This is a genomic window from Hyphomicrobium sp. GJ21, assembly GCF_001006785.1.
Lineage (GTDB): Bacteria > Pseudomonadota > Alphaproteobacteria > Rhizobiales > Hyphomicrobiaceae > Hyphomicrobium_B.
Map to the genome: position 1 here is coordinate 396,597 of NZ_CDHO01000003.1, position 15,745 is coordinate 412,341.

The window sequence follows — 15,745 nt, forward strand, 5'->3', positions numbered from 1 at the left end:
TACGGGACAGCAACTCCTTCCAATCAGTAAGGATCACGCGAACGAGTTCGTCTGATACGTTCGTGAAATCACATGGTTTGAAATTCACAAGGTCAGAGTGAATAGCCAGGGCTTTGTGCTTAGGGGGCCGAATTTAGGTACAGCGGGCATTGGGCGCTGTTAACGGATTTCGATCCTGTCGGATGGCTGCAGCTGAAGCTCGCGGCGCGCCTGTTCGCAATCTGCGAGCTCGCACCGAACCTTCACGGCCAGACGTTCTGCTTCGTAGAGCTTGCGCATGCCCTTGAACGGCGTGCAAACGCCGATGACGAGCGCGAGAACCGCAAGGTTGACGAGATCTTCAATACCCATTTGGCCCTCGGTTGAAACGTTCGAGGGCAACCTACGCACAAGAGAAACCCATGTAGGTGCGAGGTCGTCCTCGATCCAAAGTTTCATTATCGAATTTGCTGACACTCATTAGAGGGAAACGAATTCTATCGAGGGGAAATCAACACGCAAAATTACCTGCTACGCATTGCGTCAGACTCGTACCGTTGCGAGATATTCTTAATGATTTTTTTAGGCAAAGGAGGAAACCTGAATGGCGTGAATTCCGTGTGCGAGCGTTGTCTCAGCGAATGCGGATTACAAGCCATGACAAAAAGAACGACTGCGATCTTGGGATTGCTGGGCAGCTTTGCCTGCAGCAGCAGCGCGTTCGCGCAAGCGGCGCAACAGGAAATTCAGATATCTGCGACGGTGCCAAAGTCATGCACGATCAACGGCACCTCGAGCGGCGTCGACACGGCGACGATCGGTATTGACGCGTCCGGCGATGTTATCGTCGCTCCCGTAACGCCCACGAATGCGCCTTATCTCAATGTTATTTGCAATACGCCTTCTACGCTTCAGCTCCGATCCGACCAGGGCGCCGTCAAAACCGGAGCGACAGCGAGCGGTTTCGCAAGCATCATTGACTATCAGGCTTCGGCAACCTGGAATGGCCAAACCGCAACACTAGATACGGCCACGATCGCCACGGCGGCCGGCCAGGAGACCGGCTCGGCTAAACCTGTGGCGGCCGGCTCGGGCCAGCTCGATGTTACAATTACGCCGGAAGCTAACATTCAGCCGCTGATCGGCGGCTATTATGCGGATTCGCTTTTCGTCCTGCTGACACCGCAGTAACCGCGTCCGAGACACATTTTTTTCAACGCATTTTTACTCGGTGAGGCATGTCATGCCGCTTCTTCGAACGGTTTTGCTCGCTCTGCTTTGCTGGGATTTACTTACACCGCGCGATGCCTTTGCAATGACGGTGACGCCTACGCAAATCGAGATGACGTCGGCGGGACGGACCAGCCGCGGAGCAATCACCGTTGTCAACAATAGCGTCGCGCCGCTTGCCGTCGAACTCGTTGCCAAGCTCGCGACACTCGACGAGAGCGGCGTTCCAAAAACCACGGCTGCCGACGACGAATTTCTGATCATGCCGCCGCAGGCGATGATCCCACCCGGAGCAACGCAGAATTTTCGCATTCAGTGGCTCGGCGATCCACTGATCGAGGCCAGCAGGACGTTTCTTATTTACGTCAACCAGATCCCCGTGAAGATGACGAAGAAGACCAGTGCTGTGCAGGTCGTCTTTGGCATGGGGGTGATGGTCAACGTCGCTCCGCCCCGCGGTCAAGCCGCGCTCGAAGTTGCTAAGACTGACATAACGACGGACGCGCGCGGTCGGCGACGTCCCGTTTTGACCGTATTCAATCCGAGCAACGTTCACGCGCTGTTTCCTCGCGCAACGGTGCGAGTCTCGGACGGCAGCTGGTCAGAGACCATCGCAAGCGGTGAGCTCGGGCAGAGCATCGGCATCGGGCTTGTTCAGCCGGGCCATCGGCGGCGCTTCGTTCTGCCTGTCGTCGTGCCGCCGGACGTCAAGTCCGTGAGTGCTAGCATTCAGTTTAACGCCAAGCCTTAAGGCGACGTGCTTTGTCTACGATGGCACGGTGCAGAAGCGACCATTATCTGTTTCAGTCTCGCGCCGACATGTTGTCTCCGGACTCGGCAAGGCGAACGCCTCAAGCGCGTTACACGATATTTGCACTTCAAGCTCTGATTGCAGCTTTCGCCGGCCTGCCAAACGGCACAGCTATCGCTGCTGGCATCGAGTACCAGGTGCCGGTCTCCTCTAAGTTAAATACCACGGGCAAGCCGATCGGCATGGACGTCCCAGTGAAAGATGGAGACCGCGATCTCGGCGATGTTGCGATCCGCATCAATGCCGACGATTCAATTCTGGTCAGCCGTACGGGAATTATCCGGCTGATAGAAGCGAGCTTGGGGCCTTCAGCTCGCAAGAGCTTGGCGGCGATCGATGGCGACGCGACGTTCCTTCCGATCGCCGCTTTGGCGTCTGCCGAAATCGGGCTTCGATTTGACCGGGCGGCGCAGGAACTCATTCTGAGCGTTGCGCCCGAGCAGCGCGCGACATCGGACCTTTCGCTTTCGGGCAACCGCCAAGCTCCGCCGAGTTCCGTCTTGGCATCTCCGGCAAAACTGTCCGGATACGTCAATCTTTTCGCCAGCGTCGATCATCAATGGGCAATGCGGTCAGCCGGAGAAAATTTCGCCGAAGAGACGAGCGGCCGCCTCGAGTTCGACTCCGCCGTCCGAGCCGGAAATTTTGTCTTCGAGAATGCGGGTGTTCTCGCCGGAGACGTCGACATCAACGTTTGCCCGACGGCTGCGGTCTGCGCGTATACGCATACTCCGGGCATCAAGCGGTACATGTCTCGCCTCGTCTACGATATGCCGGAGGACCGCATTCGCATGGAAGCCGGCGATGTCGAGCCTCTGGGAACGAGCTTTCAGAATACGCCTAGCCTGCTCGGCGTCTCGGTTGAAAAATCGGGCCGTAAGCTGAGCCCCGGCGATACGTTCGCGCCGACCGGCGGCGGAACGTTTGTGGTCAACAGGCCTTCCGACGTCGAAATCCGCATCAACGGCATCACGCAACGACGCATCCAGCTGCGCCCTGGAACTTACAACATTCGCGACTTGCCGCTGGTCACAGGAGCCAACAACGTGGACATCGTCATCATCGACGATGTCGGGCGTGAGCAGCACGTTTCCTTCACGTCATTCTTCGATACGAATCTTCTTGCTGCCGGCGCGAGCGAATGGGGCATCACCGCGGGCGTGCCGTCGTATCTGCGCGACGAGTCGCGCGAGTACCTCTCCGATTCCTATATGGCGAGCGCCTTTTATCGTTATGGGTTGCGAGACACCCTGGCAGGCGAGGCCGACATTCAGGCCGACACGCACGTCATCATGGCCGGAGCCGGAGTTTTGACCGACTTTGCGTCTGGACTTGCCGGCGTTCGAGGCGCCGCATCAGTAGGAGATGCGGGCTCCGGCTTTGCGGCTGGGGTAGATTGGACGGTATTAAATTTTCGCGGCCTGACGCAGGACAACGCCGAGAGCTTCCATCTTTCAGCCGAATACAGAAGCCGCCGCTTTCAAACCGCGGGCGATATCGATGCTGCGCTCACCGGCATTATCTACCCGCAGTGGAACTATTGGCTGAACTTGGCCGCAACGTACTCGGCCCCCATCGGATATCAAACGACCGCATCGGTGTCCGGACGTTACCAGGTCGCCAACGACGAGGATTTCGCTAGCGCATTGTTCGCCTCGGATAATCGCTACGGCCTCGATCTCACGCTTTCTCGACCCTTGAATGCAGACTGGTCGGGAAGCCTGACGCTTGGCGTCTCAAATGAATCCTATCTCACGGGCATTTCTCCGCGCGCGCCGAGCGGCACCGAATTTCGCGCTGCCGTCCGCTTGTTCGGAAGACCCGATGCGGCGACGAATGTCAGCGTCGGCTATGACACATTGAACCAGCAATCGGACTTGTCCGCTTATCGTTCTGCGGGCAACGGTATTGGACGCTGGGACACGAGCGTCAACGTTCAGCAAAACGCCTTCGATGAGCGAGCATCCGTGAATGGCGTGGTCGGCTATTACGGTAATCGCGCGCAGGTTCGACTTATTCACAACTCCGGCTTCGACGGCGTTTCCATATCGGATTTCCGTGTGCAGCCCGGCCAACAGCGAACATCGCTGCAAGTGGGAACATCGCTCGCATTTGCCGACGGCCACTTTGCGATCGGCGCTCCGATAACGGGAGATGCCTTTGCGCTCGTCTACCCACATGAAAGCATCGCAGACAAAACAGTCGTTGTCGGCAACCCCGACGACGTTCGCGCGATTGCTGATGGATGGGGCCCGGCCGTCGTTACGAACTTACCCGCCTATGCGCCATCAAACATTCCCGTCGATGTGGCAGATATACCTGTCGGCTACAGCTTAGGCGCGGCAACATTCGACACGTTCGCGCCGATGAAAGGCGGCTATGCGTTGGAAGTCGGATCATCGTACTCCGTCTCCGCATACGGCACGCTGCAATCTCGCGCCGGCGCACCGATCAGTCTGCTAACCGGCACCGCCTATCAGGTCGATCACCCCGACAGAACCGCCACCGTTTTTACGAATGCGTCCGGACGGTTCGGCGTCGAAGGATTGGCCCCAGGGCGATGGATAATCGAAATGGAGACGGACGGCACTCCGACGCGCTTCATACTGAACATTCCGGAGACCGTCGACGGCCTGTTCAAAGCCGGCATCCTGCACCCGGTGGACGCGCCATGATGATCAGACAATATCAGATGGTGCTTTTTCTGGTCCTGCTGTTTGGGTGCTCGCACGCCCAACCAGCCAATGCCCTTTGCGCAATTCTATCGGCATCCGCTACGCCGCTGACAGCAAATACCGGGACGTTCGCACCGGGATCCACGCCGTCCGCGCAGCCGGTCGTCATCAACGTCAAAGGAACGTTCATTGCCGCGTTGGGCGATCTCGCCGGCGGATGCGCCGCGGCGATTTCCTTCAACCGCTCGTCGTTGCCCGCATCAATGCTGATCTCTGGAGGCGGTACAGCAACGATGCCCTATCAGCTGAGAGATTCAAGCAACGGCGGCAAATCTTTGCTTTATACGGGCGGCGGCGTTCCAAGCTCGGCAAATGCATTGATGTTCACTTTTCCCGCAGCGATTCTTTCAATTGATAATTTCAACATCAACGTCACGGTATGGGCGCAGGCTCAGCCGAGCGTCACACAACAAGCGGGAAGCTACCTCGACAATATTACAATCGACATTTTCACAAGCACGCTCGCCGGCATCCTGCAGGGGCGAGTTTCGACTCAGGGCTTCACCGTAACGGGAACGGTTCTGAAGTCCTGTACGATCGGCGGCGTCAATACCCCGGCAACAGATACGGCGATCATCCCCATCACCGCGAGCGGCAACGTCAATACTGCGCCGATCAATCGTTCCTACTCGAACGTGTTCTGCAATTCGCCGGCCAACGTGCAGCTGACGTCGGACAATGGCGCGGTTACGACGGGCGGCTCCGGCGGGGGGCTGCAAAGGCTTATCAATTATTCCGCATCGGCGTCGTTCTCCGGCGCGGCAGCATCTCTCAATACGGCCACCTCGCCGGGAGCAACCGGCATCGAGTCCGGCGCCGTATCGCCGACGTCAGGCGCGTCGCCAACGGGAATCCTTGGGGTAACGATCACGCCGCAAGTCAACGCCCAGCCGCTCGCCGCCGGCAACTATGCGGATACTCTGCGGATCACGATCACACCGCAATAGAGCGTCTTTGTATTGAGTTCCGATTATTGTGCTCGGCGTCGAGCGACCTAACCCGCAGTGGCGGTTGGTCGATGATAATACGGCGGGCAAATCGTTACCGTCGCGGTTCGCTTCCGGCATGCCCATTGGCCAGCATGGCTCATGGGACCGCAGCACGCCGAGCGGCTACAAAGTCAACTTTATCCTGTTTGCCAATGGAATGCCGTCCGGCGATCCGGAAGACGTGCTGACCGGATTTCTCGATGCCAATGGAAGCGCGCGCGGCCGCCCAGTTGGTGTGGCGATCGGAGGAGACGGTGAATTGTGGACCTGTTTGTGGACTGAAAGAGAAATGTGCCAGAAAGTTCTTGTATATCAAATGGTCATGGCGGGCCGCGACCGATAGTGATGATCACTACATTTACGCTATAGTCCTATGATTTCCGCTTAACTCTGACACACCTTCGGCGTTCCGGTCGATCCTGCATCGCTAGATCGCGTCTCGCCACCGTGGATCATTACGGCAACCGACATGAATCAAGTTGTCGAGTGTCGATTATCACTATAGCGTTCCTTTCACGAAGGCTTGGTGAGAATCACTGACGATGCACCCAGGAATGACAGTCCGGCAGGATTGCCTTGAAAAGAACGGATTGAGCGTCACCGACGCCGCTCGGGTTCTTGGGGTGGATCGACAGACTCTCAGCAATCTGCTGAACGCCCGGTCTGGCATCTCGCCGGAGATGGCCGTGCGGCTGGAAAAGGCGTTCGGCACACCTGCCCGCGAGTGGCTGATGCGGCAGCTCGATTACGAGTTGGCCGAGGTCATGCGCCGGGCCAAGAAGATCAAGGTCGAGCCTTTCCGTGCATCGACCACGGAAAGCGGAGGAACGCATGAACGCCGTCGAGATTGAAGAGGCCATATCCGCGCTCGCCGAGCAGCCGTTCGACGCGACAGAGTTCCCGTTCGCTTTCCTCGAAGCCTTCGGCAACAAGGCCACGACCATCAAGCGGCTGCGTTCGGGCGCATCGAACAAGTCCGACGTGGGCGGCGTTCTTCAGACCAACAACATCCATATTGCCACCGCCGACGCTGGTAGCGTGACGGAAAAGCTTGCCGCGCTACGAGCCAGCCCGGCCACGACGCGCGGCAAGGCCAAGTTCATCCTCTCTACCGATGGCATCACCTTCGAGGCCGAAGACCTCGAAACCGGCGAAACCGTTGCGTGCGCCTATGCCGATTTCCCGAACCATTTCGGATTTTTCTTGCCTCTTGCCGGGATCACCACCGTCAAACAAGTGCGGGATAGTTCATTCGACATCCGCGCCACAAGCCGTCTCAACAAGCTCTATGTCGAACTGCTAAACGACAATCCCGATTGGGGTAGCGCGGCGCGTCGCCCGGACATGAACCATTTCATGGCGCGGCTGATCTTCTGCTTCTTCGCGGAGGATACCGACATCTTCAACGGCACCGGCCTGTTCACCGCCACCATCGACCAGATGAGCGCACGGAATTCAGCGAACACCCATGAGGTGATCGGCGAGATTTTCCGCGCCATGAACACGCCGATCAAGGACCGGGCGAGCGCCGCGTTATCCCGCTGGGCCGACGTGTTTCCTTATGTCAACGGCGGGCTGTTTTCGGGCAGTCTGGACGTGCCGCGTTTCAGCAAGATCGCGCGAACCTATCTGCTCCACATCGGCAGTCTCGATTGGCGGAAGATTAACCCGGATATTTTCGGGTCCATGATTCAGGCCGTCGCCGACGACGATGAGCGCGGGGCCTTGGGGATGCACTACACATCCGTCCCCAACATCCTGAAGGTTCTGAATCCGCTCTTTTTGGATGATTTGCGCGAGAAGCTGGAGGAAGCAGGCGATAATCCCCGCAAGCTCCTCAATCTCCGCAACCGCATGGCCCGCATCCGGGTTTTCGATCCCGCCTGCGGCAGTGGCAACTTCCTTGTTATCGCCTACAAGGAGATGCGGGCCATTGAGGCCGTCGTCAATGAACGTCGAGGCGAGGAAGGGTGGAAATCGGATATTCCGCTGACCAACTTCCGGGGCATCGAGCTTCGTGACTTCCCCGCCGAGATCGCCCGTCTGGCGCTAATTATCGCTGAGTATCAGTGTGACGTGCTCTATCGGGGCCAGAAAGACGCTCTACAGGATTTTCTGCCGCTCGATGCTCAGAACTGGATCACTTGCGGCAATGCCCTGCGGTTGGACTGGCTGAGTATCTGCCCTCCCACCGGGACCGGCGTGAAGTATCAGGCCGAAGACCTGTTTCATACGCCGCTGGATCAAGCCCAGATCGACTTCGAGAACGAGGGCGGCGAAACCTATATCTGTGGGAATCCCCCATATAAGGGCAGCCAGTGGCAGGACGATGAACAGAAGTCCGACCTAAAAGTCATCTTTGACGGGCGCACGACGAACTGGAAATCGCTCGATTATGTGGCGGGCTGGTTCATGAAGGCCGCAGACTATGGCACCAAAACCACTAGCGTTGCAGCGTTCGTGTCTACAAATTCCATCTGTCAAGGCCGACAAGTGGAAACCCTATGGTCGCTGATACTCGCAACCGGGCATGAAATCGCATTCGCCCATACATCATTCAAATGGGCAAACCTTGCCAGCTACAATGCCGGTGTAACTGTCGTCATTGTTGGAATTTCCAACCACGTTGGGCGAGACCGTCTCTTGTTTTCCGACGCGAGCGGCAATGGCACAACGGTTAGAACTGCCGACAATATCAACGCCTATCTTGTGCCGGGGCCGAGCGTAGCAGTAGGGCAACTCTCTCGCCCATTGAGCAACCAGCATGAGATGACCTTTGGCAATATGCCGAACGATGGCGGACACCTGTTGCTATCTGTTCAAGAGGCCGCGGCCGCCATCGGTGCTGGCGTTAATCCGGCATTTTTGCGCTCCTTCCTCGGCTCTCAAGAGTTCATCAACGGCATTGAGCGCCGATGTGTCTGGATAAACGTTGCCGAATACGACAGTGCTTCAAGCAATCCTTGGCTTCATAATCGCTTCGAGGCGGTGAGAAAGCAACGCGCTACGAGCAGTCGGGCTACAACAGCGAAACTTAGCAGTGTGCCCTTCAGATTCGGCGAGGTGCGTCAGAAGGGTGACGAGACTGTCATTATCGTTCCGAGCGTTTCATCCGAGTCCAGAGCATATCTACCCGTTGGCTATTTGCCGCGTGGGACTATTGTATCTAACCTTGCCTTCGCTCTTTACGATGCCCCGCTTTGGAATCTATCTCTTATCGCTTCACGTCTGCACCTTGTCTGGATTGCGACGGTCTGCGGTAAGTTGGAAACTCGTTACCGCTATTCCAACACGCTCGGCTGGAATACTTTCCCGGTTCCGCCGCTAACCGACAAGATGAAGACCGACCTAACCCATTGCGCCGAGGACATTTTATTGGCGCGAGAGGCACATTTCCCGGCGACCATCGCCGACCTTTACGACCCGGAGAAGATGCCCGCCGATTTACGGGAGGCACATGAGCGCAACGATGAGGTGCTGGAGCGCATCTATATCGGACGACGATTCCGCAACGATACCGAGCGGCTTGAGAAGCTGTTTGATCTTTATACCAAGATGACCGCATCGGCGGGAACAGCGAAGAAACGGAAGGCGGGGGCAACAGCATGACTATCGAAAAGAAATCAGTTCCCTCCGTCTCGGTGTCCTATGCCCGCAATGGCAGCACCAACAAGGCCAATGCGCTTGGCATGAGGCCGATGCAGGAACGCGCTTATGAAAAGCGCGGCGAGCAATATCTTCTTATCAAGTCGCCTCCGGCGTCCGGCAAGAGCCGTGCCCTCATGTTCATCGCGCTCGACAAGCTGGCGAACCAAGGGCTGAAACAGACCATCATCGTAGTGCCGGAGAAAAGTATCGGCTCCAGCTTCGCCGACGAGCCACTGACCAAGTTCGGCTTTTGGGCCGACTGGACCGTGACCCCTAAATGGAATCTCTGCAACGCGCCGGGTGAGGACGGCGGCAAGGTCAACAGCGTCGGGGCCTTCCTTGAGAGCGATGACAAGGTGCTGGTCTGCACCCATGCCACCTTCCGCTTCGCGGTGGACAGGTTCGGCACGGAGGCGTTCGACAACCGGCTGATCGCCGTTGATGAGTTTCACCATGTTTCGGCGAACCCGGACAACAAGCTGGGCCTGCACCTGGGCCAGTTCATCGCCCGGAACAAGGTGCATATCGTCGCCATGACCGGCAGCTATTTCCGGGGCGATGCCGAAGCCGTCCTTGCTCCGCAGGACGAGGCCAATTTCGATACCGTCACCTACACCTATTACGAGCAGCTAAACGGCTATGAGTATCTGAAATCTCTCGACATCGGCTATTTCTTCTACTCCGGCGCTTATTCCGACGACATCCTTGCAGTGCTGGACCCAGCCGAGAAAACCATCATCCACATCCCCAATGTCAATTCGCGGGAAAGCACCGGGCAGAAGATCAAGGAAGTCGAACACATCATCGAGGAGCTTGGCGAATGGCAGGGCATCGACCCGGCCACCGGCTTCCAACTGGTCAAGACGCCGGAAGGCCGCGTCCTTCGCATTGCCGACCTTGTGGACGATGATGCAGCCAAGCGGGATCGTGTGTCCGCCGCGCTCAAAGATCCCGCGCAGAAGAACAACCGCGATCATGTGGACATTATCATCGCGCTCGGCATGGCGAAGGAAGGCTTCGACTGGATTTGGTGCGAACACGCGCTGACCGTCGGCTATCGGTCCAGCCTGACCGAGATCGTGCAGATCATCGGTCGCGCCACCCGCGACGCGCCGGGCAAGACCCGCGCCCGCTTTACCAACCTGATCGCCGAACCTGATGCGGCGGAATCCGCCGTGACGGAGGCTGTCAACGACACCTTGAAGGCCATCGCCGCCAGCTTGCTCATGGAGCAGGTGCTTGCGCCCCGCTTCGAGTTCAAGCCGAAGAATCCCGCGACCAGCACCGCCGAACCCGGCTTTGACTACGGCGACGGTGGCTATCAGCCGGACAGGTGCAATGTCGGCTTCAACGAGGAGCGCGGCGTCTTCCAGATCGAGATCAAGGGTCTTGCCGAGCCCAAAACCCCCGAGGCCGCCCGCATCTGCCGCGAGGATTTGAACGAGGTGATCGCCAGCTTCGTGCAGGACAAGCCTTCTATCGAGCGCGGCCTGTTCGATGAGGAGCTTGTTCCAGAGGAACTGACCCAGCTTCGTTTGGGCAAGATCATCAAGGACAAATATCCCGAGCTGGACGAGGAGGACCAAGAGGCCGTGCGCCAGCACGCCATCGCGGCCCTCAATCTCACCCAGCAGGCCAAGAAGATCGCCCTTGGCGACGACGGTTCCGGCGACGAGCCGGGCGCGAACACGGCGCTGATCGACGGCGTGCGCAAATTCGCAATGGACGTGCGCGAACTCGACATTGACCTGATCGACCGGATCAATCCGTTTCAGGAAGCCTATGCCATCCTCGCCAAGACCATGAGCGAGGAAAGCCTGAAACAAGTCGCCGCCGCCATTTCCGCCCGCCGCACCAGCCTCACCCCGGAAGAAGCCAAGCAGCTTGCCGTTCGGGCAGTCCAGTTCAAGAAGGAGCGCGGACGGCTTCCGTCTATCAGTTCGACCGACGCATGGGAGAAGCGCATGGCCGAGGGTGCCGCCGCTTTCGTGCGGTTCAAGGATGAGGGCCGCTATGAGTGACCTTGACCTTGACGGACTGCGCGACGAGCTGGCCGACTTCGCCCAGCCGGAAAAGAAAGTAGGGCGCGGCCCCCGCGAGGAACGCATCATCGCCGGGTTCGAGGAAATCCAGCGGTTCACCGATGAAAATGGTCGCGCGCCGCAGCATGGTGAGGACCGCGATATATTCGAGCGGCTTTATGCCGTGCGTCTGGACCGACTTCGCACCTTGGAGGAGTGCCGTTCGCTTCTAGCGCCCCTCGACCGTCAGGGGCTTTTGTCCGGTGCGGAAATCGCCGCGCCCGCGATACCCGAGGAAATGGACGCCGACGCTCTCATGGCCGAGCTTGCGGGGGCCGCAGGCGCTTCCGAGATTACCGAACTACGCCATGTCCGTTCCACCGCCGAGAAACGCGCCGCCGAGGAGATCGCCAACCGCGAGCCATGCTCCGATTTCGAGAGGTTCAAGCCCCTGTTCGAGCAGGTGCGGATTGACCTTGATTCAGGTGTTCGCGCCACCCGGCAGTTTGTGAAGGATGCCGGTTTCCTGAAAGCCGACATCACCGAGGGACAGTTTTTCATCCTTGGCGGTCAGGTCGCCTATGTCGCCGAAGTTGGCGAAACCTTCCGTGCCCCGAACGGCGAAACCGATGCCCGCTTGCGCGTGGTTTATTCCAACGGGACGGAAAGCAACCTCCTACGCCGTTCGCTACAACGGGCGCTCTACAAGGACGAGGCCGGACGGCGCATCACCGAGCCGAGCGCTGGCCCGCTGTTCGCCGGGGAAAGCGACGACGAGGATATTGCGAGCGGGACTATCTATGTACTTCGCAGCAAATCCGACCATCCGCTTGTCGCCGCCAACCGCGACGTGCTGCACAAGATCGGCGTGACCGGCGGTGACATTACCCGCCGTCTTGCCAATGCTAGACTTGATCCAACCTTCCTCATGGCCGAGGTCGAGGTGGTCGCTACCTACACGCTCTACAACATCAACCGCGTAAAGCTCGAAAACCTGATCCACCGCATATTCGCTCCCGCCCAACTGGACATCGAGATCAAGGACCGTTTCGGCAATCCTGTAGTGCCTCGTGAATGGTTCCTTGTGCCGCGCTTCATTGTGGACGACGCCGTGGAGCGGATCAAGGACGGCACGATCACGGATTATATCTACGACCCGGCAGCGGCGCGGCTGGTGCGGATGGGGAACTTGGCATGACATTTTTCGCTATTCGGGGAAGCCGACAGCTAACGTCCGAGGAGTTCTTGGCTCACCTAGCCCTCGCGATCCGGCTGGAGAATGTCGGTGTTTTGCTTGGGGCTGGTGCGTCTAAAGGCGTCGGCGGCATGGTCATGACCGATGTCTGGGCGCTCCTAGAGAATGAATATCCCGATCAGGTTCAATTCCTTCGAGACAGTAAGTTTTTAGCGGATGACGAACAGGGCAATGTCGAATTGTTGCTCGACAAGCTGGAAATCGCTTGTCTGGATGGCGAACGGGTTGACGCTGATCTTACTGGCCTCAAAGCAGCCCGCCACGCTTTGCGGAAGGCTGTTCTACGAGCGGCCATTCTTGACGAAAAGCTATGGTCGGAGCCGGATCAGGCGATTTTGCATCCCAAGCTATCGAGCCACATAAGGCTTGTGTCGCGCCTTGCTGGGAATCGTCAGCCGGGACAGGCCGCCCCGTGGGCGTTCACTACCAACTATGATCTTGCGCTGGAATGGTCGGCGGAGGCGCTTGGCCTTCATTGTGTCAACGGGTTTTCAGGAACGCATGACCGCACCTTTCGTCCGAGCAGCTTTGATCTTGGCCTTCGTAATGTGCAGGCACGTGGTGAAGCGCGTTTCGGCACATACAATCTCTATCTTGGGAAGCTACACGGCTCGATTTCATGGACGGCGAGCAAGTCGGGCAGCGTATGCGAGTTGCCCAGTGCCAGTGTGAAACCGCTAGTGGATCAATTCATCGCGTCTGATGAATCTGATGACTGGCCGGGCTTCATGATTTTCCCCGGCGCGTCGAAGTTCGTCCAGACCACCGCATTCGTGTATGGCGAGGTCATTCGCCGTTTCACCGAGTTTCTCTCGCGTCCGAACGCCTGCCTCATCGTCAATGGCTATGGCTTCACGGACGATCATATCAATCGCCTTCTTGTTTCGGCGCTACAGAATCCGACTCTGCAACTCATCATCTACCTTCCCGAAATCGACCGTTTGGGCATCTATGATTCGCTTGCCGCGACGGGCGATGCGATCAAGCCCAACGAACAGCTTAAGCGCCTGCTTTTGGCTCAACTCCCCCAAGTAACGGTGCGGGGTTTTGGGCCGGGTGGCTTTTTTGACGCATTGGCGAACGACTTGCCCGAACCAGCCATGCTGGACGAGGTGTCCGAACGCGCGCGTCAGCTTGAAGCCCTACTCAAACAGGCAACGAATATCCAAGTGGCGAAGAAGCCCGCTGTGGCGGTCAAGGAGGAGGCGGGTGCGGCCCCTCCCGAGGCAGCGCCCGCACCAGGCGACGATCTCAAGGATTTGTTTTGATAAGTTCTCGTCGCCCCATAGGCTATGTGGTCGAAATCGACGGGCCGCAGCTTCTGGTAAATTTGCTTGAGGATTCCCGTGGGCATGTTGCTGGGCACCGGGATGGCTTGTCGACAGTAGAGCAGCCGGGCGATCTGGTCGGGATCGACGCCGGTGCAGAAACCATCATCCTTCGGATCATGACCGTTGCGTTCGCCGAGCCGCGCGAAGTTCATGCAGGACGTGGCCGATCATCGAATATCCCGCAAGAGCCGCTGCGTCAGCTTCGCGGCCGGGTTGTTGGCTTTCTGGCCAAGCGCGAGGGTAGTCTAACCTTTTCGCCGCAGGAATGGCGGTTGCCCGTTCTCGGGGCCAGCGTCTATCCGCTTTCCGACATCGAAACCGTGGCGACAATCGGCGCGAACGGCCTAGCTGCCGAACAGATCAGGCTAGGCGCAGATTCCCGTAATCGCGCCGTTGAGGTTTGCGCCAACATCGACCAAGTGCTGGGGCGCCATATGGCGATCTTAGGCTCGACAGGTCAGGGCAAAACCCACTTTGTTGCGGCGGTGCTGCAACAACTTGTACGCCTGCCCAAGTCGCGGATCGTCGTATTCGACGTGAACGGCGAATACACACCCGCCTTCGCCCATCTTGGACAGCGCGTGAAAGTCACGCAGCTAGGTGGCCCAAATGGCGGGCTTCGGATTCCGTACTACGCCCTTGGTCGGCACGGGTTGTCCCGGTTGCTGATACCGAGCGAGAAAGCGCAAATGCCGACATTGCGTTTTGCGATTGAGCATCTTCGTTTTGTGGAAGCCGATGTGCATGGCGCGAAGCTGGTAGGCGGTCAGGGTAACGTCCTTTTCGATGACTGTCACACAGGCAACGCCGCACATGCCAATCAGGCGATGGCTGCGCTAAGGGCAGGAACAGCTCCCTCGGCGAATGTGTGGCCGCATATGCGCGCACTGTCGTGCCTCGCCACCGAATGGTATGTCCTTAAGCCAAACAACCAAGGCTGGACCCGCGACACCTTTCAATATGGCCATATCCAGTCGATGATTAACCGCATACGCGGTTTGATCGAGGACCCGCAATTTACGTCTATTGTCGAAATCGCAGGCGGTGCTGGGCTAGCAAATCCCTTGAGTATGCAGGACGAATGCGCTGCGCTCGTTAGGGAGGTTTTTGGCCCGCCAGTGTTTGGTCAGAATGATTGGTCAGTTCACGTAGTTGATCTTAGCCGCCTGACCCAAGACTTAATGCCATTTGTCTTGGGGTCGCTCCTCGAAATGTTCGCCGCCGAGATATTCAAGCGCGGCCCCGGTCATACCCATCCGACCATGCTCGCATTGGAGGAAGCACACCATTATTTGCGCCAGCTACCTGGCGAATCGGACGGCGGACAGCAGGCGCTTGCTTATGAGCGCCTAGCTAAAGAGGGTCGAAAATTTGGCCTGTCCCTGCTAATCAGCACCCAACGCCCGTCTGAGGTTTCCCCGACCGTGCTTTCGCAATGCGGAACATGGGCCGTGTTTCGCCTCAACAACGAAGCCGATCAGCGGGCGGTCGCGTCCGCAGCAGAAACAGCGGGGGTGAATGTATCGCGGCAGCTTGCGGGGCTAGGGAGAGGGGAAGCTATCATTTTTGGTGCGGCGCTGCCTGTGCCTACGCGCCTTTCCGTCAGCAGGCCAAATCCCGAACCAGATTCTAAAGACCCGCCTTTCCTTCAAGAGTGGTCATAGCTGCTACGTCAATCAGGTGAAATCACCCCTGCATTGTTTGCGCGGCGTTGCCGCGCGATGGCGGGCGGCGCTGCGATATGTG

The 15,745-nt window shown here is 58.2% G+C and carries 11 protein-coding genes and 1 pseudogene; 11 read left to right on the top strand and 1 reads right to left on the bottom strand.

Annotated features, from left to right (window positions below; translation table 11 throughout):
* Nucleotides 1-159: 159 nt before the first annotated feature.
* On the bottom strand, nt 160-351 hold the full coding sequence (locus HYPGJ_RS10235; protein ID WP_046847099.1) for a hypothetical protein: 192 nt from the start codon (nt 349-351) through the stop codon (nt 160-162).
* A gap of 201 nt (nt 352-552) precedes the next feature.
* Here HYPGJ_RS10235 and HYPGJ_RS10240 point away from each other — a divergent pair, with 201 nt between their 5' ends.
* From HYPGJ_RS10240 to herA, 11 genes and pseudogenes are all read left to right on the top strand, one after another.
* On the top strand, nt 553-1,170 hold the full coding sequence (locus HYPGJ_RS10240; RefSeq protein WP_244466081.1) for a hypothetical protein: 618 nt from the start codon (nt 553-555) through the stop codon (nt 1,168-1,170).
* Nucleotides 1,171-1,294: 124 nt separating this feature from the next.
* A complete protein-coding gene (locus HYPGJ_RS10245) occupies nt 1,295-1,960 on the top strand; it encodes a fimbria/pilus periplasmic chaperone (protein ID WP_244466082.1) in 666 nt (221 codons plus the stop codon).
* Between the two features lie 197 nt (nt 1,961-2,157).
* Nucleotides 2,158-4,695: a fimbrial biogenesis outer membrane usher protein gene (locus HYPGJ_RS10250; RefSeq protein WP_244466083.1), complete on the top strand. Its 2,538-nt coding sequence runs from the start codon at nt 2,158-2,160 to the stop codon at nt 4,693-4,695.
* Nucleotides 4,692-5,702, top strand: coding sequence for a hypothetical protein (locus HYPGJ_RS10255; protein WP_046847103.1), 1,011 nt, complete (start codon nt 4,692-4,694; stop codon nt 5,700-5,702). The genes HYPGJ_RS10250 and HYPGJ_RS10255 overlap by 4 nt, the downstream gene beginning before the upstream one ends.
* A 106-nt stretch (nt 5,703-5,808) precedes the next feature.
* Nucleotides 5,809-6,087: pseudogene (locus HYPGJ_RS19320) on the top strand (hypothetical protein); the annotation flags it as partial.
* Between the two features lie 211 nt (nt 6,088-6,298).
* Nucleotides 6,299-6,595, top strand: coding sequence for a HigA family addiction module antitoxin (locus tag HYPGJ_RS10265; RefSeq protein WP_280136161.1), 297 nt, complete (start codon nt 6,299-6,301; stop codon nt 6,593-6,595).
* Nucleotides 6,576-9,353 (top strand): DNA methyltransferase, encoded by a 2,778-nt coding sequence (locus HYPGJ_RS10270; RefSeq protein WP_046847106.1) that lies wholly within the window; start codon nt 6,576-6,578, stop codon nt 9,351-9,353. Before HYPGJ_RS10265 ends, HYPGJ_RS10270 begins: the two co-directional genes overlap by 20 nt.
* Nucleotides 9,350-11,413, top strand: a complete 2,064-nt coding sequence (locus HYPGJ_RS10275; protein ID WP_046847107.1) for a DEAD/DEAH box helicase — start codon at nt 9,350-9,352, stop codon at nt 11,411-11,413. Before HYPGJ_RS10270 ends, HYPGJ_RS10275 begins: the two co-directional genes overlap by 4 nt.
* Nucleotides 11,406-12,611 (top strand): GIY-YIG nuclease family protein, encoded by a 1,206-nt coding sequence (locus HYPGJ_RS10280; RefSeq protein WP_046847108.1) that lies wholly within the window; start codon nt 11,406-11,408, stop codon nt 12,609-12,611. The genes HYPGJ_RS10275 and HYPGJ_RS10280 overlap by 8 nt, the downstream gene beginning before the upstream one ends.
* On the top strand, nt 12,608-13,936 hold the full coding sequence (locus HYPGJ_RS10285) for an SIR2 family anti-phage-associated protein (RefSeq protein WP_083984097.1): 1,329 nt from the start codon (nt 12,608-12,610) through the stop codon (nt 13,934-13,936). Before HYPGJ_RS10280 ends, HYPGJ_RS10285 begins: the two co-directional genes overlap by 4 nt.
* Nucleotides 13,937-13,962: 26 nt before the next feature.
* Nucleotides 13,963-15,663, top strand: coding sequence for an anti-phage-associated helicase HerA (gene herA / locus HYPGJ_RS10290; protein WP_052750874.1), 1,701 nt, complete (start codon nt 13,963-13,965; stop codon nt 15,661-15,663).
* The last annotated feature ends 82 nt before the right edge of the window (nt 15,664-15,745 follow it).

What these genes read in the sequence shown, in the direction of transcription:
- HYPGJ_RS10235 (WP_046847099.1), bottom strand. Translation starts at nt 351, where the DNA reads ATGGGTATTGAAGATCTCGTCAACCTTGCGGTTCTCGCGCTCGTCATC.
- HYPGJ_RS10240 (WP_244466081.1), top strand. Translation starts at nt 553, where the DNA reads ATGATTTTTTTAGGCAAAGGAGGAAACCTGAATGGCGTGAATTCCGTG.
- HYPGJ_RS10245 (WP_244466082.1), top strand. Translation starts at nt 1,295, where the DNA reads ATGACGGTGACGCCTACGCAAATCGAGATGACGTCGGCGGGACGGACC.
- HYPGJ_RS10255 (WP_046847103.1), top strand. Translation starts at nt 4,692, where the DNA reads ATGATGATCAGACAATATCAGATGGTGCTTTTTCTGGTCCTGCTGTTT.
- HYPGJ_RS10265 (WP_280136161.1), top strand. Translation starts at nt 6,299, where the DNA reads ATGACAGTCCGGCAGGATTGCCTTGAAAAGAACGGATTGAGCGTCACC.
- HYPGJ_RS10270 (WP_046847106.1), top strand. Translation starts at nt 6,576, where the DNA reads ATGAACGCCGTCGAGATTGAAGAGGCCATATCCGCGCTCGCCGAGCAG.
- HYPGJ_RS10275 (WP_046847107.1), top strand. Translation starts at nt 9,350, where the DNA reads ATGACTATCGAAAAGAAATCAGTTCCCTCCGTCTCGGTGTCCTATGCC.
- HYPGJ_RS10280 (WP_046847108.1), top strand. Translation starts at nt 11,406, where the DNA reads ATGAGTGACCTTGACCTTGACGGACTGCGCGACGAGCTGGCCGACTTC.
- HYPGJ_RS10285 (WP_083984097.1), top strand. Translation starts at nt 12,608, where the DNA reads ATGACATTTTTCGCTATTCGGGGAAGCCGACAGCTAACGTCCGAGGAG.